This is a genomic window from Bacillus yunxiaonensis (assembly GCF_037104695.1).
Taxonomy (GTDB): Bacteria; Bacillota; Bacilli; order Bacillales; family Bacillaceae_G; genus Bacillus_A; species Bacillus_A yunxiaonensis.
The window spans coordinates 385,312-409,206 of record NZ_JBAWSV010000002.1 but is presented as its reverse complement, the minus strand read 5'-3'; the positions used below and the strand labels follow the sequence as shown (position 1 = coordinate 409,206).

The 23,895-nt window shown below is 38.8% G+C and carries 22 protein-coding genes and 1 other annotated feature; of the genes, 18 read left to right on the top strand and 4 right to left on the bottom strand.

Annotated elements, in window-relative coordinates:
* Window positions 1-2: 2 nt before the first annotated feature.
* The 5 genes from ruvB to yajC are packed head-to-tail and all read left to right on the top strand — an operon-like array spanning window position 3 to window position 3,714.
* Window positions 3-1,004, top strand: a complete 1,002-nt coding sequence (ruvB, locus tag WAX78_RS08210) for a Holliday junction branch migration DNA helicase RuvB (RefSeq protein WP_336481792.1) — start codon at window positions 3-5, stop codon at window positions 1,002-1,004.
* Window positions 1,001-1,201, top strand: coding sequence for a DUF2905 domain-containing protein (locus WAX78_RS08205; RefSeq protein WP_336481791.1), 201 nt, complete (start codon window positions 1,001-1,003; stop codon window positions 1,199-1,201). The genes ruvB and WAX78_RS08205 overlap by 4 nt, the downstream gene beginning before the upstream one ends.
* An 18-nt stretch (window positions 1,202-1,219) precedes the next feature.
* The gene (queA, locus tag WAX78_RS08200) at window positions 1,220-2,272 is read left to right on the top strand and encodes a tRNA preQ1(34) S-adenosylmethionine ribosyltransferase-isomerase QueA (RefSeq protein ID WP_336481790.1); all 1,053 of its coding nucleotides are present in this window, start codon (window positions 1,220-1,222) and stop codon (window positions 2,270-2,272) included.
* Between the two features lie 14 nt (window positions 2,273-2,286).
* Window positions 2,287-3,426 carry a tRNA guanosine(34) transglycosylase Tgt gene (tgt, locus tag WAX78_RS08195; protein WP_336481789.1) on the top strand — a complete coding sequence of 380 codons (1,140 nt, stop codon included), beginning with the start codon at window positions 2,287-2,289 and terminating at the stop codon, window positions 3,424-3,426.
* 27 nt (window positions 3,427-3,453) lie between these two features.
* On the top strand, window positions 3,454-3,714 hold the full coding sequence (gene yajC / locus WAX78_RS08190) for a preprotein translocase subunit YajC (protein WP_336481788.1): 261 nt from the start codon (window positions 3,454-3,456) through the stop codon (window positions 3,712-3,714).
* Window positions 3,715-3,757: 43 nt separating this feature from the next.
* Here the strand turns inward: yajC and WAX78_RS08185 are convergent, their stop codons facing one another.
* Window positions 3,758-4,144, bottom strand: coding sequence for a TIGR04086 family membrane protein (locus WAX78_RS08185; RefSeq protein WP_336481787.1), 387 nt, complete (start codon window positions 4,142-4,144; stop codon window positions 3,758-3,760).
* Between the two features lie 114 nt (window positions 4,145-4,258).
* Here WAX78_RS08185 and WAX78_RS08180 point away from each other — a divergent pair, with 114 nt between their 5' ends.
* A complete protein-coding gene (locus tag WAX78_RS08180; RefSeq protein WP_336481786.1) occupies window positions 4,259-4,915 on the top strand; it encodes a DUF421 domain-containing protein in 657 nt (218 codons plus the stop codon).
* A gap of 31 nt (window positions 4,916-4,946) precedes the next feature.
* Here WAX78_RS08180 and spoVB read toward each other — a convergent pair whose 3' ends face one another.
* Window positions 4,947-6,506, bottom strand: coding sequence for a stage V sporulation protein B (gene spoVB, locus WAX78_RS08175; RefSeq protein WP_336481785.1), 1,560 nt, complete (start codon window positions 6,504-6,506; stop codon window positions 4,947-4,949).
* A 121-nt stretch (window positions 6,507-6,627) separates the two neighbouring features.
* Between spoVB and WAX78_RS08170 the strand changes: the two genes are divergently transcribed.
* From WAX78_RS08170 to WAX78_RS08120, 11 genes are all read left to right on the top strand, one after another.
* Window positions 6,628-6,912 carry a post-transcriptional regulator gene (locus tag WAX78_RS08170; RefSeq protein WP_336482014.1) on the top strand — a complete coding sequence of 95 codons (285 nt, stop codon included), beginning with the start codon at window positions 6,628-6,630 and terminating at the stop codon, window positions 6,910-6,912.
* 105 nt (window positions 6,913-7,017) lie between these two features.
* Complete coding sequence (gene secDF / locus WAX78_RS08165) at window positions 7,018-9,282, top strand: protein translocase subunit SecDF (RefSeq protein ID WP_336481784.1); 2,265 nt, start codon at window positions 7,018-7,020, stop codon at window positions 9,280-9,282.
* 106 nt (window positions 9,283-9,388) lie between these two features.
* On the top strand, window positions 9,389-10,282 hold the full coding sequence (locus WAX78_RS08160) for a cation diffusion facilitator family transporter (protein ID WP_336481783.1): 894 nt from the start codon (window positions 9,389-9,391) through the stop codon (window positions 10,280-10,282).
* A 259-nt stretch (window positions 10,283-10,541) separates the two neighbouring features.
* Window positions 10,542-12,881 carry a single-stranded-DNA-specific exonuclease RecJ gene (gene recJ, locus WAX78_RS08155; RefSeq protein ID WP_336481782.1) on the top strand — a complete coding sequence of 780 codons (2,340 nt, stop codon included), beginning with the start codon at window positions 10,542-10,544 and terminating at the stop codon, window positions 12,879-12,881.
* Between the two features lie 47 nt (window positions 12,882-12,928).
* Complete coding sequence (locus WAX78_RS08150) at window positions 12,929-13,441, top strand: adenine phosphoribosyltransferase (RefSeq protein ID WP_336481781.1); 513 nt, start codon at window positions 12,929-12,931, stop codon at window positions 13,439-13,441.
* A gap of 204 nt (window positions 13,442-13,645) precedes the next feature.
* The gene (relA, locus tag WAX78_RS08145; protein WP_336481780.1) at window positions 13,646-15,826 is read left to right on the top strand and encodes a GTP diphosphokinase; all 2,181 of its coding nucleotides are present in this window, start codon (window positions 13,646-13,648) and stop codon (window positions 15,824-15,826) included.
* A 16-nt stretch (window positions 15,827-15,842) separates the two neighbouring features.
* Window positions 15,843-16,283: a D-aminoacyl-tRNA deacylase gene (dtd, locus tag WAX78_RS08140; protein WP_336481779.1), complete on the top strand. Its 441-nt coding sequence runs from the start codon at window positions 15,843-15,845 to the stop codon at window positions 16,281-16,283.
* Between the two features lie 117 nt (window positions 16,284-16,400).
* Window positions 16,401-16,577, top strand: a complete 177-nt coding sequence (locus WAX78_RS08135; protein WP_336481778.1) for a hypothetical protein — start codon at window positions 16,401-16,403, stop codon at window positions 16,575-16,577.
* 69 nt (window positions 16,578-16,646) lie between these two features.
* Window positions 16,647-16,876 (top strand) — a binding site (T-box leader).
* 67 nt (window positions 16,877-16,943) lie between these two features.
* Entirely contained in the window at window positions 16,944-18,215 is a 1,272-nt protein-coding gene (gene hisS / locus WAX78_RS08130) for a histidine--tRNA ligase (RefSeq protein WP_336481777.1), read from the top strand.
* 13 nt (window positions 18,216-18,228) lie between these two features.
* Entirely contained in the window at window positions 18,229-20,004 is a 1,776-nt protein-coding gene (gene aspS / locus WAX78_RS08125; protein WP_336481776.1) for an aspartate--tRNA ligase, read from the top strand.
* Between the two features lie 132 nt (window positions 20,005-20,136).
* Window positions 20,137-20,904 (top strand): tRNA threonylcarbamoyladenosine dehydratase, encoded by a 768-nt coding sequence (locus WAX78_RS08120; RefSeq protein WP_336481775.1) that lies wholly within the window; start codon window positions 20,137-20,139, stop codon window positions 20,902-20,904.
* Window positions 20,905-21,034: 130 nt separating this feature from the next.
* On the opposite strand, the gene WAX78_RS08115 is transcribed toward WAX78_RS08120, so the two are convergent.
* Both WAX78_RS08115 and WAX78_RS08110 read right to left on the bottom strand, forming a co-directional pair.
* Entirely contained in the window at window positions 21,035-21,676 is a 642-nt protein-coding gene (locus tag WAX78_RS08115) for an RsfA family transcriptional regulator (RefSeq protein WP_336481774.1), read from the bottom strand.
* A 37-nt stretch (window positions 21,677-21,713) separates the two neighbouring features.
* Window positions 21,714-23,000: a replication-associated recombination protein A gene (locus WAX78_RS08110; RefSeq protein ID WP_336481773.1), complete on the bottom strand. Its 1,287-nt coding sequence runs from the start codon at window positions 22,998-23,000 to the stop codon at window positions 21,714-21,716.
* A gap of 466 nt (window positions 23,001-23,466) precedes the next feature.
* Between WAX78_RS08110 and cymR the strand changes: the two genes are divergently transcribed.
* Window positions 23,467-23,883: a cysteine metabolism transcriptional regulator CymR gene (cymR, locus tag WAX78_RS08105; RefSeq protein ID WP_090916825.1), complete on the top strand. Its 417-nt coding sequence runs from the start codon at window positions 23,467-23,469 to the stop codon at window positions 23,881-23,883.
* The last annotated feature ends 12 nt before the right edge of the window (window positions 23,884-23,895 follow it).

The following is a 23,895-nucleotide window of genomic DNA, read 5'->3' as shown; positions in this document are numbered from 1 at the left end:
GAATGGACGAACGTCTTGTCTCGGGAGAGTCCGTATATGAAGATGTGGACTTAGAATATTCGTTAAGACCGCAAACGCTCCGTCAATATATTGGGCAAGATAAAGCAAAACATAATTTAGAAGTATTTATTGAAGCTGCAAAAATGCGTGAAGAAACGTTAGATCACGTCTTATTGTATGGGCCGCCAGGACTTGGGAAAACGACATTAGCAAACATTATTGCGAATGAAATGGGCGTGAATATTCGTACAACATCAGGACCGGCAATTGAAAGGCCAGGTGATTTAGCAGCGGTATTAACGGCGCTTCAACCGGGCGATGTTTTATTCATTGATGAAATTCATCGTCTGCATCGCTCAATTGAAGAAGTGTTATATCCGGCGATGGAGGATTTCTGTCTTGATATTGTAATTGGGAAAGGTCCGACAGCGCGCTCTGTTCGGCTTGATTTACCTCCGTTTACATTAGTTGGTGCAACAACGCGTGCAGGTGCATTATCTGCACCGCTTCGAGATCGTTTTGGTGTATTGTCTCGTTTAGAATATTACACAGTCGATCAGTTATCAGCCATTGTAGAACGTACAGCAGAAGTGTTTGAAGTTGAAATTGATTCGTTGGCTGCCTTAGAAATTGCAAGGCGTGCACGAGGTACACCGCGAATTGCGAACCGCTTATTGCGTCGTGTACGTGATTTTGCGCAGGTGCGCGGTGATGGAACCGTTACGATGGATATTACGCAAATGGCACTCGAACTACTGCAAGTAGATAAACTTGGATTAGATCATATTGATCACAAATTATTGCTTGGTATTATTGAAAAGTTCCGCGGTGGTCCAGTTGGATTAGAAACAGTTTCAGCAACGATTGGGGAAGAATCTCATACAATTGAAGATGTGTATGAGCCGTACTTACTGCAAATTGGCTTCCTTCAAAGAACACCAAGGGGCCGTATTGTTACACCGCTTGCATATGAACATTTTGGAATGGAGATGCCGCAAGTATGATGGATATGTCAAAGCTGCTCATTACGGCTGGCATTCTTTTAATTGTTACGGGATTAGCTTGGAAGCTTATTGGAAGGCTTCCAGGCGATATTTTTGTGAAAAAGGGAAACGTTACCTTTTATTTTCCTATTGTTACGTGTATTGTGATAAGTATTGTATTATCTTTTATTATGTATGTCATAAATCGATTTAGATAGAAATAGGTGAACTTAGTTATGGATATTAATTTGTTTGATTTTCATTTACCAGAAGAGCTCATTGCACAAGTACCGCTTGAAGATCGTGAAACATCAAGATTAATGGTGTTAGATCGTGAGACAGGTGAAATTCAGCACAAGCATTTCACTGACATTCTTTCTTATTTACATGAGGGCGATTGTTTAGTTTTAAATGAAACGAAAGTGATGCCTGCGCGTTTGCACGGTGTAAAAGAAGATACGGGTGCACATATTGAAGTGCTTTTATTAAAGCAAGAAGATGGAGATACTTGGGAGACGCTTGTTAAACCTGCGAAACGTGTGAAAGAAGGAACGGTAATTTCTTTTGGTGAGGGAAAACTAAAAGCAACATGTGTCGGAGCTGGTGAACAAGGTGGTCGTCATTTGGAATTTTCGTATGACGGTATTTTCTATGAAATTTTAGATGAACTTGGTGAAATGCCGCTTCCTCCGTATATTAAAGAAACGCTTGAAGACCGCGATCGTTATCAGACGGTATTTGCACGTGAAGTTGGTTCAGCAGCAGCGCCGACAGCGGGGCTTCATTTTACAGAAGAGCTATTAGAACAACTGAAGCAACAAGGCGTTCATTTAGCGTTTATTACACTGCATGTTGGGCTTGGGACATTTAGACCAGTTTCTGCAGATACAATCGAAGAACATCATATGCACGCAGAGTATTACCATATGTCAGCGGAAACAGCAGATTTGCTAAATCGTGTAAAACAAGAAGGCGGCCGTATTATTACTGTTGGGACAACATCAACGCGTACGCTTGAAACAATTGCAACAGACAATAATGGTAAGATTTGCGCTGCTTCTGGCTGGACTGATATTTTCATGTATCCAGGATATGAATTTAAAGCGATCGATGGTTTAATTACAAACTTCCACTTGCCAAAATCAACATTAATTATGCTTGTGAGTGCACTTGCAGGAAGAGAAAATGTTCTGCATGCGTACAATGAGGCGGTAAAAGAAAAGTATCGTTTCTTTAGTTTTGGTGATGCGATGTTTGTTGCATCTCACTCTAAAGCAGAGAAGAAATAAAAAGGAGTAACTATATGACAGCAATACGTTATGAATTAATTAAAACTTGTAAACAAACAGGAGCACGTTTAGGCCGTGTTCATACACCGCACGGTTCATTTGAAACGCCAATTTTTATGCCAGTAGGAACACTTGCGACAGTAAAAACGATGTCACCAGAAGAGTTAAAAGCAATGGATGCGGGTATTATTTTAAGTAATACGTATCATTTATGGCTTCGTCCTGGCCATGAAATTGTACGCGAAGCAGGCGGTTTACATAAATTTATGAACTGGGATCGTTCTATTTTAACAGATTCTGGTGGATTCCAAGTGTTTAGTTTAAGTGACTTCCGCCGTATTGAAGAAGAAGGTGTTCATTTCCGCAATCACTTAAATGGAGATAAATTATTCTTATCACCAGAAAAGGCAATGGAAATTCAAAATGCACTTGGTTCTGATATTATGATGGCATTTGATGAATGCCCGCCGTTTCCAGCGACATTTGAGTATATGAAAAAATCAGTAGAGCGTACGAGCCGTTGGGCAGAGCGTTGCTTAAAAGCGCATCAGCGTCCGCAGGATCAAGGGTTGTTTGGTATTGTACAGGGCGGAGAATTTGAAGAACTTCGTCGTCAAAGTGCCCGTGATCTTGTTTCAATGGATTTCCCAGGTTATGCAGTAGGTGGTTTATCTGTTGGAGAACCGAAAGATATTATGAATCGTGTGCTTGAATTTACAACACCACTTCTTCCAGATAACAAACCTCGTTACTTAATGGGTGTTGGATCTCCGGACTCGTTAATTGACGGTGCAATTCGTGGTATTGATATGTTTGACTGTGTACTTCCAACTCGTATTGCACGAAATGGTACATGTATGACAAGTGAAGGACGCCTAGTTGTGAAAAATGCGAAGTATGCAAAAGACTTTGGCCCGCTTGATCCAAATTGTGATTGTTACACATGTAAAAACTATTCACGTGCATACATTCGTCACTTAATGAAATGTGATGAAACATTCGGAATTCGCTTAACGTCTTACCACAACCTGCATTTTCTGTTAAAATTAATGGAGCAGGTGAGACAAGCCATTCGTGAAGACCGTCTTGGAGACTTCCGTGATGAGTTCTTTGAACAATACGGCTTTAATAAACCAAATGCTAAAAATTTCTAATACATAATAATTAAGGAGGAATAAAAGATGAATCCAGGTATGATGAATATTATCATGATCGTTGCGATGTTTGCGATTTTCTACTTCTTATTAATTCGCCCGCAACAAAAGCGTCAAAAGGCAGTAGCACAAATGCAAAGTGAACTGACAAAAGGCGATGCAATCGTAACAATTGGCGGCTTGCACGGTACAATTGAATCTGTAACTGATACAACAATCGTGATTAAATCTGGTGGTTCACACCTTACATTTGATCGCAGTGCAATTCGTGAAATTGTAAAAGGCTAATAAAAAAAGCTGTCCCAAAAGTATTACTTTTGGGACAGCTTTTCTAATATGTTGTACGCTTACCGATATTGACTCCGAGTATGCCCCCAATTGTACTTGCCGCAATAATCACAAGTTGATATAGAAGCTGTACCTTTGATAACGCCGATGAAAAGCCTAAATAATTTACAAGAAATACGAGAATGGCAAATGCGACTCCAGTGGATCCACCGACAAACCAACCTTTTCCCTGTGCTTTTACCCCAGCAACAAATCCAGCGATTATTGTCGACATAATTGCGAGGACAAAAAGTGCGATGGATAAAGTTCCTTCATTTATGTTTGTAAACTTCAATAATAAAGCAATGATGATACTTGCTAGGCAAGCGAAGATAAGTAAGGTAACGATGCCGAATCCAACTGCAATTGATATTTTTTTCGTTCCATCCATAGAGCATCTCTCCTTTCTAATACAAGCATATTTCTTGTTTTGCTAAGTTAGACTAGTTTCTTTTTGTACGGGGAAACTAATATATAGAAATTGAAATGAGAAAGGAAATGAAAGATGGAACTAGTTCAAATTATCTTTCGAACAATTGTCTTATACAGTGTAATGCTCATTATTTTTCGTCTAATGGGAAAACGTGAAATTGGTGAATTGAGTGTTTTGGACTTAGTCGTTTTTATTATGCTTGGTGAAATGGCAGTTATTGCGATTGAGAATATGGATAAGGCAATGTGGCACCAACTTGTTCCGATGGTGCTTATTATGATTATTCAAATTGCTTTATCTTTTGTCTCGCTAAAAAGCCAGCGTCTTCGTCATATTTTAGAAGGGGAGCCGGCTATTATCGTGCACGAGGGGAAAATCGATGAGAAGCAAATGCGTAAACATCGTTACAATATGGATGATTTGCTTATGCAATTGCGTGAGCAAAGTATCGGTGATATACGTGATGTAGAGTATGCAATTTTAGAACCATCAGGAAGATTATCGGTGTTTGAAAAGCAAAAAAGTAAAAAAAGTAAAAATGATACACCATTATTTTCGGTTCCGCTCATTATTGATGGAGAAATTCAGAAAAAACACTTATACATGATGGAACATACCGATATATGGCTGGAAGACAAACTAAAGAAATTAGGGTATAAGGATATTGAAAATATTTCATATTGTAGCTTTCAAAACGGCCAGTTTTTTGTTGATTTAATAGATAAATAAAAAGTTGCTCCTTAAAATAGGCAGCAACTTTTTATTTAAAAAAAGAGAATTTACGAATGATAGGTAATCGAAGTAATTCTTCTTTTCTAATAAGGCGAAAAAGGATTAACAGAAATATATATAGTGTCGTAGTGGATAGTACTTCCCATAATGTTTGCTTGCCAAGTGAAGGGGAGAAGATGATGTGCTTATGTATGTAGTAACCTGTTCCTCCAGCAATGATCATGGCAAATAATCCGTATACATAATCTTTTATATAAATAGTAAACGTAATCTTTTTTAATACCGTTGCATAGTGAAGTAAAGTAACTGTCACGATATTGGCCGCAATTGCAAGTGCCACACCCATCATTTGAAATTGTGGCTGTGAGGCAAGGACGAAAATAACAAGTAATTTCACAATCGCTCCGATAAATGTATTCATCATGGCAGCTCGTGCTAAATTTAGAGCTTGTAATACAGATGTCAGTGGTCCCTGAAAATAGTGAAATAAAAAACAAGGTGCAAGTACTTGAATAAAAAGGATCGCGCTATCGGAACCATACATAAGCGTTAAAATAGGTGAGGCGAATACGTATAAAATAACAACAGACCATCCTCCTGTAATAAGAGAGATGCGCATTGCTTGCTGTAATCTACGCTCTACTAAACGATGCTGCTTTTTAGCGTTTGCTTCGCTAATGGAAGGAACAAGCGCTGTTGAAAGAGCATAGGTAATAAAAGCTGGCAAAGACAAAAGTGGAAAGGCATACCCATTTAATATACCGTATTGCTTTGTTGCAATAGAGGCTGCAACTCCGGCCATTGCTAAACTTTGCATGACAACAATTGGTTCGAAAAAGTAAGAAATGGATCCGATTAAACGGCTTCCTGTTGTAGGAAGTGCAATATCCATTAAAGAATAAAAGGTGTCTTTGCTTTCTTTCACGGTACTTACAAAACGAGATCGAATGGAAAGATGTTTTTCTCTTTGAAACAACGTTAATAGGAATAAAAGGGAAGCGACTTCTCCGAGTACAGCAGATAGCATTGCGCCCGCTGCAGCGTATTCCACTCCATATGGTAAGAAAAGGCGGATGCATACTGCAATAATTGTAATGCGAACGACTTGTTCTAGCACTTGTGCGTAGGCGCTCGGTTTCATGTTTTGTTTCCCTTGGAAATAACCACGAAGCACAGAGGAAACGGCAATAACAGGCACAACGGGTAAAATAGCAATTAATGGATAATAGGTTCGTTTATCGGTTAGAAATGTTTCTGCTAACAAAGGTGCCAGAAGCATAATTCCGGCTGTTAATAGAATACTAATGACCGAGGTGATAGCCAATGAAACAGTTAATATTTTTTTTACTTGTTGCTTATCATGTGTAGCCTCTGCTTCAGCGACCAGTTTTGCAATGGCAACCGGGAGACCGATTTGTGTAATGGTAATAGCTAAAATAAATGTTGGAACGGCCATCATATATAATCCAACACCTTCTTCTCCTAAAGTGCGTGCCATTACAATACGGTTAATAAAGCCTAATATTTTCGTGATAAAACCAGCCAACATTAAAATAAAGGCACCTCGTAAAAAGGTTTGTTTCGTCATAGTTTTCTCCTACCTTCTCAAAATCAATGGAATGATTTACAATAATTTATATGCATCTATAAGGCAAGCATGACAAGCATTTGAAATGAGGAACGTAAGATCAGAAGGAGATGAGCGGGAAGTGGTTGGGAAAGAAGAGTTAATAGAAGCGTATCGGGAACAGTTAAGAATTGTCTTAGAAAGCAAAGTAGAAGAGTTCCAAATGCTCGGCTATGATCGCGTTACAATGGAAGACGTTTGGAAATGTTTAAAGACTCGAAAGTGGAAAAAAGTAGATAGTGATGTCAGATTGTATGAGCTTGTAAATGACGTGTTAACGTTAACAGCTAATGATTATATGACATTTTTAACGATGAAGGCGTACCAAGCGCCGCTTTGGTCATTTGAAGAATATGAAAATAAATAATAGGTTGTAATTGGTTTGTTCTTCCTCTTGCAGTATAATAATGAGTATTGATAAAGAGGTAATTTTGGAACAATGGCCTTTGTTCAAAGGAGGAACAAGAGACATATGGCAAAACGAAGCAGTAGAATTGTTGCTTTTTTCCTCGTTGTGTTATTAATTGGAGGAATCATTGGAGCAACGACAAAAAACATTACAAAAGGAATTAATCTCGGACTTGATCTTCGGGGCGGCTTTGAAATTTTATATGAAGTAAAGCCAGCGAAAAAAGGGGATAAAGTTACAAAGGATACTCTTGTGAGTACGGTTGGTGCACTCGAAAAACGTGTAAACGTTCTTGGTGTAAGCGAACCGAATATCCAAATTGAAGGAAATGATCGCATTCGTGTGCAGCTTGCTGGAGTAAAAGATCAGCAGCAAGCCCGAGACGTGTTATCAACGCAAGCGAAATTAACGTTCCGTGATGTAAATGATAACATTCTTATGGATGGTACAGATTTAGCGACGAATGGAGCAAAGCAAACGTTTGATGAACAAGGCCGTCCAAGCGTTAGCCTAAAATTAAAGAGTGCCGATAAGTTCCGTGCAGTAACTGAAAAAGTATCTAGCATGCCGCAGCCAACAAATTTAATGGTGATTTGGCTTGATTTTGAAGAAGGAAAAGATTCTTACAAGGCAGAAGCAGCGAAGCCAAAGCCAAAATATTTATCGGCAGCTACTGTTAATCAAGTATTTAATCAAGCGGAAGTATCTATTGTTGGTGGAAACTTTACAGTAGAGAGCGCAAAACAACTTTCAGAGTTGTTAAATGCCGGAGCACTTCCTGTTGATTTAAAAGAAATATACTCTACTTCTGTTGGAGCAAAATTCGGAGAGCAAGCATTGCAAAAAACAATTTTTGCAAGTGCGATTGGTATAGCTCTTATTTTCTTATTTATGCTTGTATTCTATCGTCTACCAGGTCTTGTAGCGGTAATTATGCTTGGGTTATATATTTACATAACGTTACTCGTATTCAATTGGATGCACGCTGTTCTAACATTACCGGGTATAGCGGCACTGGTGCTCGGGGTCGGAATTGCGGTTGATGCAAACGTTATTACATATGAAAGACTAAAAGAAGAATTGCGCATCGGAAAATCGATGTTATCAGCATATCGCGCGGGTAATCAGCGTTCATTATCAACGATTTTAGATGCGAATGTTACAACGCTTGCAGCAGCAGCTGTATTATTTGCATACGGCACAAGCTCTGTTAAAGGATTTGCGACAAGTTTAATTGTAAGTATTTTCGTCGGCTTCCTTACGAATGTTTACGGTACACGCTTCTTACTTGGCTTACTTGTTAAGAGTCGTTACTTTGATAAAAAGTATTCTTACTTTGGTGTAAAACCAAAGGAAGTCATTCCGTTATCAAAAGGTGTAGAACATGCACCAACGAAATTTGACCGTGTTAACTTTGTTAATATTGGACATAAGTTTTTCTGGTTCTCTGTTGTTGTGATGATTCTAGGTGCAATTATTTTACCAATCTTTAAGTTGAATCTTGGGATTGACTTTGCAAGCGGTACGCGCATGGACATTAAAACAAATCAAGCCATAACGGTTTCACAAGTACAACAAGAGTTACATGATTTAAAAGTAGATGTGAAAAAAGAAGATATTGTGCCGACAGGTAATGATAATAAAGGATTTGCTGTTCGTACAATTGGTGTACTATCAAAAGACGATATTGCGAAAGTAAAAACAGTCTTCCATGATAAATATGGTACAGAACCAAACGTAAGTACAGTTTCTCCGACAATCGGAAAAGAAATTGCACGAAATGCACTTATTGCAGTGCTAATTGCTTCTCTTGTTATCATTTTATATGTGAGTATTCGTTTCCGCTTCACATATGCGCTATCGGCAGTGTTAGCACTGTTACATGATGCATTCTTCATTATCATTGTGTTTAGCTTACTTCACTTAGAAGTTGATCTAACGTTTATCGCAGCAGTGTTAACGATTATCGGTTATTCTATTAATGACTCGATTGTTACGTTTGACCGAAACCGTGAGCTATACAAACAGAAACAAAAAATTCGTACTGTAAGTGATTTAGAAGAGATTGTGAATTCTAGTATTCGTCAAACGATCGGTCGTTCTATTAATACGGTCATGACAGTGTTACTACCTGTTATTACATTATTAATTTTCGGCAGTGAGTCATTGCGAAACTTCTCAATTGCATTATTTGTCGGTTTAATTGTTGGTACGTATTCTTCTGTTTTCGTTGCATCTCAAATTTGGTTGATGCTTGAAAGCCGTCGTTTGAAAAAAGGAAAAGGTCAGAAGAAAGTTGAAGTGAATACGTCTGAACCGCAAGTATAAGTAAAGTCACTTAAGCTTGAATAAAAAGAGATGCCTCATTGTAGGCATTTCTTTTTTGTTCCGGGATAAAATAAAGTGTAGGTTGACGAAAGAAAGGATTTCAGTTATGGAAAAAGATGAACGTTTTAAACAAGCGGAATTTGGAGCGATTGTTGGAATTGTCGGTAATATTGTGCTTGCAATTATAAAAGCGGTTATTGGATATGTTGGGAATAGTAAGGCGCTTATGGCAGATGCTGTTCATTCTGGTTCGGACGTCATTGGCTCGTTAGCGGTCCTATTTGGACTGCGGGCAGCAAAGCAACCGCCTGATGACGATCATCCATATGGACATGGAAAAGCGGAATCGATCTCAGCGATTATCGTAGCTGTTCTTTTATTTATTGTCGGAATTGAAATTGTTATCTCTTCTATTAAAGCTTTTACACAAGTGTTAGAGCCACCGCGCTGGATTACTGTGATTGCTGTGCTTCTTTCGATTGTTGTGAAAGAAGGGATGTTTCGCTACAAATATAAGTTAGGTAAAAGGATAAAAAGTGATGCCATTATTGCAAATGCGTATGAGCATCGTTCTGATGTATTTTCATCATTTGCGGCTTTAATTGGGATTGGAGCGGCGATTATAGGAAGTAAAATGGGGGTGGATTGGCTTGTATATGCCGATCCAGTTGCCGGTTTATTTGTATCTTTACTCGTTATAAAAATGGCTTGGGATATTGGAAAAGAAGCGATTCATACAACGTTGGATCATGTACTTCATGAGGAAGATATCGTTCCGATGAGGGAAGCTGTTATGCAAGTGGAAGGAGTAAAGAAAATAGGTTCGCTATACGCAAGAGAGCATGGACACTATGTTATTGTTGATATTAAAGTGTCTGTTGATCCATACATTACGGTAGAAGATGGACATCGCATTGGTAAACATGTGAAAGAGGTGCTTATGCAGCAAGACAATGTGCAAAATGTTTTCGTGCACATTAATCCATATTCTCCTGATTAATGTAAGAGAAGGAGAAGAACTGCCCGTAAGAGCCCGATAGGTTCGACTAACCATTTTTGGGAAAGGGCGCTCTAAAAATAGAAGTCTCACTTTACCCCGCTCAAACGGGCAGTAGAATGTAGGAACGCCAAGGAGAAGAACTGCCCGTAAGAGCCCGATTGGCTTAACTAACCTTTAGCAAAAAGCGCTAAAGGAAGTTTCGCTTTATTGTCACCCCTTAGTCTGTCTAGTATAATGGATAGGTTAAGGGGTGATTTCGTTGTTACAAGCGAAGACGCGTTGGAAAGAAAAGTATAATAATGAGGAACTTGTAGGACAGTTGGCAAATAAACTTCAATTGTCTCCTCTTGTTGCTTCACTATTACTGAATAGAGGATTCGATACAGAAGAAAAGATTGTGGACTTTTTAAATACAGAGCAGCAAGAATTTCACGATCCGTTTTTATTAGAAGGTATGGACCGTACTGTAGAGCGTATTCGCCAAGCGATTCAAAACGGAGAGCAAATTTTAATTTTTGGTGATTATGATGCAGACGGTGTTAGTAGTACAACCGTTTTATTTTTAGCATTGCAAGAACTTGGAGCGGATGTGGAGTTTTATATTCCGAACCGATTTACAGAAGGATATGGGCCGAATGAAGAAGCGTTTCGCTGGGCGCATCGTGCTGGTTTCTCACTTATTATTACAGTTGATACGGGAATTGCAGCTGTTCACGAGGCGCAGGTTGCAAAGGAGCTTGGTGTTGATTTAATTATTACCGATCATCATGAGCCGCCGCCAGAATTGCCGGAAGCTTTAGCGATCATTCACCCGAAGTTAGATGGTGGTGTGTATCCATTTCATTACTTGGCAGGTGTTGGAGTTGCGTTTAAAGTTGCTCATGCTTTGCTTGGGAGTGTGCCAGAACATTTATTAGAAATTGCAGTTATTGGTACGGTGGCTGATTTAGTGCCTCTTTATGGTGAAAACCGCTTACTCGTGCAACGTGGACTGAAAAAATTGCGAACAACGCAGCGAGTAGGATTACAAGCACTGTTTAAAGTTGCTAATATTTCGCAAGGTGAAATTACAGAAGAGAGCGTTGGTTTTGCAATTGGACCGCGCATTAATGCAGTTGGACGATTAGAAGATGCAACGCCAGCTGTGCATTTACTATTGTCAGAAGATGTAGAAGAAGCAAAAGAACTTGCACAAGAAATTGATGAACTGAACAAATTACGAAAAGATATTGTAAAGCAAATTACGGAAGAAGCAATTGCGGAAGTGGAAGCACATTATCCACCAGAAGAGAATAAAGTATTAGTTCTTGCAAAAGAAGGTTGGAATCCTGGTGTAATTGGGATTGTTGCTTCAAAGCTCATAGATCGCTTTTATCGTCCGACAATTGTACTAAGCATTGATCCCGAAAAAGAGACAGCAAAAGGATCAGCCCGTAGTATTGAAGGCTTTGATTTGTATGCCAATTTATCAGATTGCCGGGACATTTTACCGCATTTTGGCGGGCATCCAATGGCTGCTGGTATGACTCTTAGTATGGATGATGTCGATGAACTGCGCCGACGCTTAAACGAGCAAGCAGCGGTTCAGCTATCAGATGAAGATTTTATTCCAGTCACTGCAGTAGATGTAGTATGTGAAGTGGAAGATGTAACGCTTGCTGCAATTGAAGAGATGCAGAAACTTGCCCCGTTTGGTGTCGGAAATCCAAAGCCGCGTATCGCTGTGAAGGATGCAGGTCTTGAAAGTATTCGTGCAATTGGTTCTGATGGTTCGCATTTGAAAATGACACTTCGTAATGGACAAGCGACATTAGATAGCATCGGTTTTGGTCTTGGTGCATTTGCAAAAGAAATTTCTCCTGTAGCGCACGTGTCGATCGTTGGAGAAGCTTCTATTAATGAATGGAATAATTTCCGTAAGCCACAAATTATGATTCAAGATATTGCGATAGAAGCTTGGCAATTATTTGATTGGCGCAGCATGCGTAATGTAGAAGCAAATCTCGCTGATCTTTCGCGTGATAAATTGACAATCGTGTATTTTAAAGAAGAGGCATTGCAAAAGTTTTCTTTAGAAGCGTATACAGATTATCTCGTGCATGCCAAAGATGTGACAACATTAGAAGGTCGTTACGTTGTTGTTCTTGATTTACCAGATGCGACAGAAGATTTAAAGTCTATATGTGAAAAAGGATTCCCAGACCGTATTTATACTGTTTTTTATCAAGAAAACAATCACTTATTCAGTACGGTTCCAACGAGGGAACATTTTAAATGGTACTATTCATTTTTACATCAAAAAGCACCATTTTCTCTTCGACAATACGGAGAGCAACTTTGCCGTCATAAAGGTTGGTCAAAAGACACAGTAAATTTCATGACACAGGTGTTTTTTGAGTTAGAATTTGTTACAATAAAAGACGGTGTCATTTTTATGGCAGAAGAAATGAAAAAACGTGATTTAACCGAATCAAACACGTATCGTGAGAAAATCAACCACTTACAATTAGAAAAAGAACTGGTTTATAGCACATATCAACAATTATATGCATGGTTTGAAACGATTCGTAATCATAAAGAAGTAGAACAGTTAGGATAAAGAATTTGTATTTACAATTCTTTTATATTTGAGGAGGATTCATAAATATGGATTTCAAGCAACATATTGCAATTGTACCGGATTATCCGAAAGAAGGTATTGTCTTTAAAGACATCACACCTTTAATGAATGATGGAAAAGCATATAAAGCAGCAACGGATGCAATCGTTGCTTATGCAAAAGAAAGAGATATCGACCTTGTAGTAGGACCAGAAGCTCGTGGTTTTATTATTGGATGTCCAGTTTCTTATGCATTAGAAGTGGGCTTTGCACCAGTTCGTAAATTAGGTAAATTACCACGCGAAGTAATTAAAGTAGATTATGGTAAAGAGTATGGTAAAGATGTGTTAACAATTCATAAAGATGCGATCAAACCTGGCCAACGCGTATTAATTACAGATGATTTATTAGCTACAGGTGGAACAATTGAAGCGACAATTAAGTTAGTAGAAGAACTTGGCGGTGTTGTTGCAGGTATCGCATTTTTAGTAGAGCTTACTTATTTAGATGGCCGTAAAATGTTAGACGGTTATGACGTATTAGTATTAGAAAAATATTAATTGTAAACAGGGCGGCATGTGGAGTACCCGTGAATCTCTTTGAGAGGATCGGGTATTTTTATATATTTATTGAAAAAGTAAAGTGAAATGTATGTAAAATCTTTTCCTTTTCACAATTCCCAATCATTACGTTATAATGGTAAAATAAAAATTATTCTAATTGGCAAGGAAAGAGATTATTAATCTTCAATAAAAGGTGATTAGATGGCGAATGAACAAGTACTAACAGCTGAACAGGTACTGGAGAGAGCAGGGCAATATTTACAAGATGATGATATCGATCTTGTTGCGCGCGCTTATGAATTTGCGCGTGCCGCACATAGTGAGCAATACCGAAAATCAGGGGAACCGTATATCATTCATCCAATTCAAGTAGCAGGTATTTTAGTTGATTTACAAATGGATCCGTCTACTGTATCTGCAGGTTTTTTACATGATGTAGTAGAAGATACAGAGGTAACGTTAGAAGATATTGAACGTGAATTTACAAAAGAGATTGCGATGCTTGTTGATGGTGTCACAAAGCTTGGAAAAATTAAATATAAATCACATGAGCAGCAACAAGCGGAAAATCATCGAAAAATGTTTATCGCAATGGCACAAGATATTCGAGTGATTTTAATTAAACTAGCTGACCGTCTTCATAACATGCGTACGTTGAAACATTTACCGCAAGAAAAGCAGCGTCGTATTGCAAATGAAACATTGGAAATTTTCGCACCATTAGCACATAGACTCGGAATTAATACGATTAAGTGGGAACTAGAAGATACAGCCCTTCGTTATTTAAATCCGCAGCAATATTATCGTATTGTCAATTTAATGAAACGCAAGCGTGCCGAACGTGAAGAATATTTAGATGAAGTTATGGCAGAAATTCGTGATAAGTTAAAAGAAGTAGCGATTCAGCCGGATATTTCTGGTCGTCCAAAGCATATTTACAGTATTTACCGTAAAATGGCAATGCAAAATAAACAATTCAATGAAATTTATGATTTGTTAGCTGTTCGTGTTGTCGTAAATAGTATTAAAGATTGCTACGCGGTTCTAGGTATTATTCACACGTGCTGGAAACCGATGCCAGGCCGTTTTAAAGATTATATTGCAATGCCAAAAGCAAACTTGTATCAGTCGCTGCATACAACAGTAATTGGACCGAAAGGCGATCCGCTTGAAGTGCAAATTCGCACGAAAGAAATGCACGAAATTGCAGAATACGGAATTGCGGCACACTGGGCATATAAAGAAGGACAAGCGGTTGACACAACAGGAACGCTTGAGAAAAAATTAACGTGGTTCCGTCAAATTTTAGAATGGCAAAATGAAGCCTCAAATGCAGAAGAATTTATGGAATCCTTAAAAATTGATTTATTCTCTGATATGGTGTTTGTCTTTACACCAAAAGGAGATGTAATGGAATTGCCGCTTGGTTCTGTTCCAATTGACTTTGCTTACCGTGTTCACTCTGAAATAGGGAATAAAACGATTGGTGCAAAAGTAAACGGTAAAATGGTGACTCTTGATTATAAATTAAAAACAGGTGACATCATTGAAATTTTAACATCTAAGCATTCATATGGTCCGAGTCAGGACTGGGTGAAATTAGCTCAAACATCACATGCGAAAAATAAAATTCGTCAATTTTTCAAAAAGCAGCGCCGTGATGAGAATGTTGAAAAAGGTCGCGAGCTTGTTGAAAAAGAGGTGCGAGGCCTTGAGTATGAAATGAAAGAAGTATTAGCATCTGATAACTTAAAACGCGTAGCTGAGAAATTTAATTTTGCGAATGCAGAAGATATGTTTGCAGCAGTTGGCTATAACGGTATTACCGCATCTCAAATTGTGACGCGCTTAACAGATAAATTCCGCAAGCAACGTGAAGAAGAAATAACGGAAGTAAAAGAAGTTCGGAAACCGATGAAAATTCGAAAATGGGATTCTGGTGTAAAGGTAAGTGGTACTGATAATTTACTTATCCGCTTATCGAAGTGTTGCAATCCAGTTCCAGGCGATGACATCATTGGCTATATTACGAAAGGCCGCGGTGTATCGATCCACCGTACAGACTGCGTAAATGTTCATACAGAAGAAGCGCAAGAGAGATTGCTGGAAGTAGAGTGGGAAGGCAGTCCAGAAAAAGAAATTGAATACAACGTTGATATTGAAATTTCAGGATATGATCGCCGAGGGTTACTAAATGAAGTATTGCAAGCTGTAACAGAAACGAAAACATATATTTCGGCTGTTTCAGGAAGAAGCGACCGCAATAAAATGGCAACAATTCATATGTCTATTTCTATTCATAACTTACAGCATTTGAAAAAAGTTGTAGAGCGCATTAAACGAGTTCCGGAAATTTATGCGGTGCGCCGCATGATGCATTAATAGGGAGTGAATATAGATGAGAGTTGTCTTACAGCGATCAAAAGAAGCATCTGTAACAGTAAACGGTGAAATTGTAGGACAAATTCATTTCGGCTTAACGCTATTAGTTGGAATCACACATGAAGATACAGAAAAGGATGCTACTTATATCGCTGAAAAAATTGCGAACTTACGTATTTTTGAAGATGAAAACGAAAAAATGAATTATTCTGTATTAGACGTTGGTGGACAAGTTCTTTCCATTTCACAGTTCACGTTATACGGAGATTGCCGAAAAGGAAGACGCCCAAACTTTATGGATGCAGCAAAACCTGACTATGCAGAACGTTTATACGATTTCTTTAACGAAGAACTTCGCAAACAAGGATTGCATGTAGAAACAGGACAATTTGGAGCGATGATGGACGTTCAGCTTATTAATGATGGTCCAGTGACATTGATCGTAGAGAGTAAATAATGATGGTGGAAGAGAGGGGATATGTTCTCCTCTCTTTTTTGTAACAGCGTATAACCTCCATATCAATATGGAACACTAGTCATTAGAATTCCACTATTGAATGTGAGGGATATGCATATGCGTATGAATGAAAAAGGAAACGCTGCTACTAACGGAGCGAATCAATTGTTTAATGTGAATTTTCATGAGTTTATTTCAAAAGAATCGCAAAATACATCGCTTGAACTCGCTTCTGAATTTGGGCTTTCTTTAAAAGATGTGAAAACATTAAAGAAGCACCTTGGACGTTCTTGAGAACCTTGACAACATTTGTGAATAACCGTATAGTAGTAAACAAATTCGTCTTTTTACAGTTACATATGTTATAAACCGATGATAGAGAAGAGTAGATGAGAGACACATGAAAAGAGAGGAAATGTCCAGGGCTGAAAACATTTCTGCATGATGACTGATCGAATGACACTCTGTAGGTTTCGTCTTGAACAGCTTAGTGCTCAGTAGAGGTCGAACGCAATTTAAGCGTTATTAAAAAAGTGGAAGCATACGTGCTTCAATTAGGGTGGCACCACGGGTATTATACTCTCGTCCCTACTGTGTAATCAGTAGAGGCGGGAGTTTTTTTATTTTTATTATTATTGAAAAAATGAGGAGGAACTGAATATGTCTATTCAAATCCCACGCGGAACGCAAGATATCCTTCCTGGTACTGTTGAACTATGGCAGTATATTGAAGGACAAGCACGTGAAATTTGCCGTCGTTATAACTATAAAGAAATTCGTACACCAATTTTTGAGCACACAGAATTATTTTTACGAGGTGTTGGTGATACGACAGATATCGTACAAAAAGAAATGTACACATTCGAAGATCGCGGAGAACGCAGCTTAACGCTTCGTCCAGAAGGTACAGCACCGGTTGTACGCTCTTATGTGGAAAATAAAATGTTCGGCGACGCTACGCAGCCAACAAAATTATATTATATCGGACAGATGTTCCGTTATGAAAGACCACAAGCAGGTCGTTACCGTCAATTCGTTCAGTTTGGTATTGAAGCGATTGGCAGTAATGATCCAGCGATTGATGCAGAAGTGATTGCACTTGCTGTTGAATTTTATCGCGGCATGGGCTTAAAGAATATAAAAGTTGTTTTAAATAGTTTAGGGGATGCAGCGAGCCGTAAAGCACATCGCGATGCATTAATTGCACACTTTGAGCCTCGCATCGGTGAGTTCTGTTCAGATTGTCAATCTCGTTTAGAGAAAAACCCGCTTCGTATTTTAGATTGTAAAAAAGATCGTAATCATGAATTGATGGCTACAGCACCGTCTATTACAGAGTACTTAAACGAAGAATCAAGTGTGTATTATGAAAAAGTACAAGAATTATTAACAATGATGGGCATTCCATTTGAGAAGGATCCAAATCTTGTGCGCGGTTTAGATTATTATCAGCACACTGTATTTGAAATTATGAGTGAGGCAGAAGGCTTTGGTGCGATTACAACGTTAAGCGGCGGTGGTCGTTACAACGGACTTGTACAAGAAATTGGCGGTCCAGAAATGCCTGGTATTGGTTTTGCGATGAGTATCGAACGTTTAATTATGGCGCTGAAAGCTGAGAATATCGAATTACCAATTGCTCATAATATCGATTGTTATGTTGTAGCACTTGGTGAAAAAGCAAAAGATCGCGCTGCAAAAGTTGTCTTCGATCTTCGTAAGGCTGGCTTAGCGGTTGAAAAAGATTACTTAGATCGTAAAATGAAGGCGCAGTTTAAATCAGCGGATCGTCTAAGTGCAAAATATGTAGCTGTATTAGGTGAGGATGAACTAGAAAAAGGTATTATCAACTTAAAAGATATGGCAACAGGCGAACAAGAAGAAGTTGCATTAGATGTATTTGCTTCATACGTAGCAGAGAAATTAGTATAGGGGGAGAGCAGAAATGGCTGAAAGAACACATGAATGTGGAAAAGTAACAGTAGAAGCAGTGGGACAAACGGTTCAATTAAAAGGTTGGGTACAAAAACGCCGTGATTTAGGCGGATTAATTTTTATTGACTTACGTGACCGTACAGGTATTGTGCAAGTTGTATTTAGTCCAGAGACTTCAAAGGAAGCATTAGAAATAGCAGAAACAATTCGCGGTGAATATGTGCTGCATGTAGAAGGTACAGTTGTTGAGCGTGCGGCCGGTGCAATTAATGAAAATATGGCAACAGGCCGTATTGAAGTACAAGCTACGAAAGTAAACGTATTAAATGCAGCAAAAACACCACCGATTATGATTACAGATGATACAGATGCATCAGAAGACGTTCGCTTAAAATATCGTTACTTAGATTTACGTCGTCCTGCTATGTACAACACATTTAAAATGCGTCACGACGTAACAAAAACAATTCGTAACTTCTTAGATAGTGAAGATTTCTTAGAAGTAGAAACACCGATTTTAACGAAAAGTACACCAGAAGGAGCTCGTGATTACTTAGTACCGAGCCGTGTACATGAAGGAGAATTTTATGCACTTCCGCAATCTCCGCAGTTATTTAAGCAGCTTCTTATGGTCGGCGGTTTTGAACGTTACTACCAAGTGGCACGCTGCTTCCGTGATGAGGATTTACGTGCAGATCGTCAGCCAGAATTCACACAAGTCGACATTGAGACATCATTCTTAACACAAGAAGAAATTCTAGAAATGATGGAACGCATGATGACAAAAGTAATGAAAGAAGCAAAAGGTGTAGAGATTCATGCACCGTTCCCGCGCATGACATATGCAGATGCAATGGCTCGCTACGGTTCTGATAAGCCAGATACACGTTTTGCGATGGAGCTTATTGATCTGTCAGAATTTGCAGCAGGCTGTGGATTTAAAGTGTTTACAAGCGCTGTAGAGAGCGGCGGGCAAGTAAAAGCAATTAATGCAAAAGGTGCGGCGAGCAAATATTCTCGTAAAGACATCGACGCATTAACAGAATTCGTAAAAGTGTACGGAGCAAAAGGCTTAGCTTGGTTAAAAGTTGAAGAAGACGGCTTAAAAGGCCCAATCGCAAAGTTCTTTAACGAAGAAGACGCAAATGCACTTATGAGTACGTTAGAAGCAACTGCTGGTGACTTATTATTATTTGTTGCTGATAAGAAGAGTGTTGTTGCAGATAGCTTAGGAGCACTTCGTTTACGCTTAGGTAAAGAACTTGAGTTAATTGATGAAAGCAAATTTAATTTCCTATGGGTAACAGATTGGCCGCTTCTTGAGTATGATGAAGATGCTGATCGTTACTTCGCAGCTCATCATCCATTCACAATGCCATTCCGTGAAGATGTAGAGTTATTAGAAACAGCACCAGAAAAAGCGCGTGCACAAGCATATGACCTTGTATTAAACGGTTATGAGCTTGGTGGTGGATCACTTCGTATTTACGAGCGTGATGTACAAGAAAAAATGTTCAAAGCACTTGGTTTCTCGCAAGAAGAAGCACAAGAGCAGTTCGGATTCTTATTAGAAGCATTCGAATATGGTACACCACCGCACGGAGGAATCGCATTAGGTTTAGATCGTCTTGTTATGTTACTTGCAGGTCGTACGAACCTTCGTGATACAATTGCATTCCCGAAAACAGCAAGCGCAAGCTGCTTATTAACAGAAGCACCGAGCCCAGTTGCAGATGCACAGCTTGAAGAGCTTTACTTACAATTAAAAGTCAAAGAAGAGAAGTAAGAACGAATCCTAGATGGACATACTAACTCCATCTAGGATTTTTTGTTTTGGTATATAACTTTTTCTATACAAATAGTCGGAAAAACGCTAGAATACATGGTAGACCATTTTTGTAATAGGAGTGTAGAACGCATGTTACATCAATTTTCACGTAATGAATTAGCCTTCGGAAAAGAAGGTATTGAAATATTAAAAAATAGTACGGTTGGTATTTTAGGAATTGGCGGCGTTGGTTCGTTTGCAGCAGAAGCGCTAGCGCGTTCTGGCGTCGGTCGTCTTGTATTAGTTGATAAAGATGTTGTAGATATTACAAATGTTAACCGTCAAATCCATGCGTTACTTTCTACTGTGGGTCGTTCAAAAGTAGAATTAATGAAAGAACGTATTGCGGACATTAACCCAGACTGCGAAGTTATCGCATTAGAAATGTTTTATACAGATGAAACATACGAAGAGTTCTTTAAATACGGTTTAGATTTTGTGGTAGATGCATCTGATACAATTACGTTCAAAATTCATTTAATTAAACAGTGCTTAAGAAGAAAAATTAAAATGATCTCAAGTATGGGCGCAGCAAATAAAATGGATCCAACTTGTTTCCGCATTGCTGATATTTCAAAAACACATACAGATCCAATTGCAAAGGTAATTCGTACGAAGCTTCGTAAAGAGGGCATTAAAAAAGGTGTGAAAGTTGTATTCTCTGACGAAAATCCGATTGTGATTCGTGAAGACATTCGAAAAGAAATCGTTCCAGATGAAAATGCGAAAATTCGCAAAGCGAAATTACCACCTTCCTCTAACGCATTCGTTCCGTCTGTGGCTGGCTTAATTATGGCAAGTCATGTTGTGCGTGAACGTTTGAAGGATATAGAAGTAAAACGTGTAGGACAAGAATAAAAAAGAGAGATGCATATGCATCTCTCTTTTTTATTCCGCTATTCGCGAGCGGTAAGACTCCCGCCTCAGGATTCAGAGAGAGGTGAGGAAGATGAGTGGGGGATAACCCCTCATTGATGGAAGTTTCACTTTATTGTGAAACAATTTCTAAATTTCCGTTCTCATCCATTTTAAAAATGGGTGCCATATGCTCGTTTGGCTCGTCTAATATAACAAGTTTGCGAGCGCGGTCCATAATTCTGACAAGAGTTTCATAGTCTTCTTGTACAGATTGTTGTTGATTCTTCAACGTTTCAAGCTTTTTCTCTAATTCTTGATTTGTTTTTCGCAGTTTTTCGAGCTGACAGCGTAATGTTTCGTTTTCAGTTTGCAACTTCGCTACACGCGGATTGTTTTGTTCAACGTTTTGAAGAAATGAAATTACATCTTGCATCGTAAGAGATGGCTGATTTGAGCTGAGTTCTTCTGAAAACTCAACATCAATTACGACACTTTTCTTCGGTCGCAAGCGTGATATTTGCTGTTTTTGCTGTATTGCTTGTGCCCGCTTTAATTCTTTCCGTTGTTTTTTTGCAATTTGCACAGCTTCTTCATAGTTTTGACGAATTTCTGCATTCCAACGAAAGCCGCAAGCAGCAGATGTTCGATTTAATTGATCGCCAATTTCATCAAATGCTTTTAATTGGGTGCTGCCTTCGCGAATATGACGTAAAACGGTTTCTGCTAGAAGTAAATCTTCTTCTCCAGTCCATGCATCTTGGCGCATTTTCATTGCGAAACCCCCATATTTCATGTCGTTTTCGCTTATATTACCCTTTTGATTCGGTTTTATACGAATGTTGCAATCTTTCATAAACTGAAGCGAGTGCTTGTTCAAATTTTCCTGTTTTCTTTGGTTTATAGTATTGTTTGTTTTTTATTTTATCTGGCAAGTACTGCTGCTGAACCCATCCGTTTGGATAATCGTGCGGATATAAGTAGCCGATACCCCTACCGAGCGTTTCAGCGCCTTTATAGTGACTATCTTTTAAATGGGAGGGAACATCGCCTGTTTGTCCATTTCTAAGGTCATGTAAGGCTGCATCAAGTGCTTTATATGCTGAATTTGATTTTGGTGATAAGCATAGTTCAATAACTGCATTTGCAAGCGGAATACGAGCTTCTGGAAAGCCAACGCGTTCTGCAGATTCAATGGCAGCTAGCGTACGCGGCCCAGCTTGTGGATTTGCAAGCCCAATATCTTCGTATGCCATAATAAGCAATCGTCTGCCAATACTTTGCATATCACCAGCTTCAATAAGGCGAGCTAAATAATGAAGGGCTGCATTTACATCGCTTCCGCGAACTGATTTTTGGAAAGCTGACAATACGTCATAATGTGCATCGCCGTCTTTGTCGTGTACAAAGCTTTTCTTCTGTAGACATTCTTCAGCAATTTCAAGTGAGATTTCTACTGTTTCTTCATCTGTTGTAAAGCTAGATAAGACAGCGAGTTCAAGCGCATTATAAGCAGAGCGCATATCACCGCCAGATGCACTTGCGAAATGACGAAGAGCTTCAGTTGTGACTGTTACATTGTATTCTCCTAGTCCTTTTTCTTTATCGGTTAAAGCGCGCTGTAGTCCTTGTAAAATGTTTCCTTCTGTTAAAGCGTGTAGCTCAAAAATTTGACAACGGCTCCGAATAGCGGAGTTAATTGCGTGAAATGGGTTGCTTGTCGTTGCTCCAATTAATGTAATGAGTCCGCTTTCTAAGTGAGGAAGAAGAAAATCTTGCTTTCCTTTATCTAAACGATGCACTTCATCTAAAATTAAAATAAGATGACGATGCATTTTTGCCTCTTGGACAACAACTTCCATATCTTTTTTATTATGAGTAACGGCGTTTAATAGACGAAAAGGCATACCGATGCTGCCGGCAATGGCACTTGCAATAGATGTTTTTCCTGTTCCGGGAGGCCCGTATAAAATCATTGATTGTAAATGCTTTGCTTGTACCATTCGCCATAAAATTTTGCCTTCTCCCACTACATGTTCTTGGCCGATAACTTCTGTAATATTGGTTGGACGCATTCGATGTGCGAGTGGTTGTTTCATATTGTTTTCTCTCCTTAAGTGACCGTTCATTGTTTATCCCGCTATGCGCGGCAGTATAATACTCCCACTTCGAAATTTGGTAAAGCATTGTCCAGCTCCAGTGGTTAGAATGTTCGGTGGCTTCGCTTTTTCCTACGAGGTAAAAAACACCTCTACGTCAGAAGCTCCATCCCCCTCACATTCTGAACGAGCCGCTTCCGCTTTTCTAAAGAAGTTAGATGGGAGATAAACTGCTGGCATGTGCCCGATTAGTGAGGGCTGATTAAAGTTTCACTTTATGTTATAAATTCCGAGTTATTTGATATACTTATATGTTATCATTTCTGTTAGAAAAGTTGAAATTTCTTATCATACTATATTATGCTATAATTTCAAAGGATTTTGATTTCAGAGAGTGTTCTTCCTACTAAATAAAAGAATAACTAGCTAGGTAAAAGTGAAAGATTTGAAAAGAGGTGCAACATATATGAAAATCTCAACAAAAGGCCGTTACGGTTTAACGATTATGATTGATCTTGCAAAAAAATTTGGAGAAGGTCCAATTTCATTAAAATCAATTGCTCAAGCGCATGATTTATCAGAGCATTATTTAGAGCAACTCATTTCGCCGCTTCGTAATGCTCGTCTTGTCAAAAGTACACGCGGTGCATATGGTGGTTATGTATTATCGGATCAACCAATTAACATTACAGCTGGTGATGTCATTCGTGTATTAGAAGGGCCGATTAACGTAGTAGAAATGTTGGATGAAGAAGAACCAGCACAGCGTCAGCTTTGGATACGTGTTCGTGATGCGGTGCAGGAAGTTCTTGATAGTACAACATTAGAAGATTTAGTACGTTATGAAGAAGAAAATAACGGTGGTTATATGTTTTACATTTAATTCCGTGTGTAA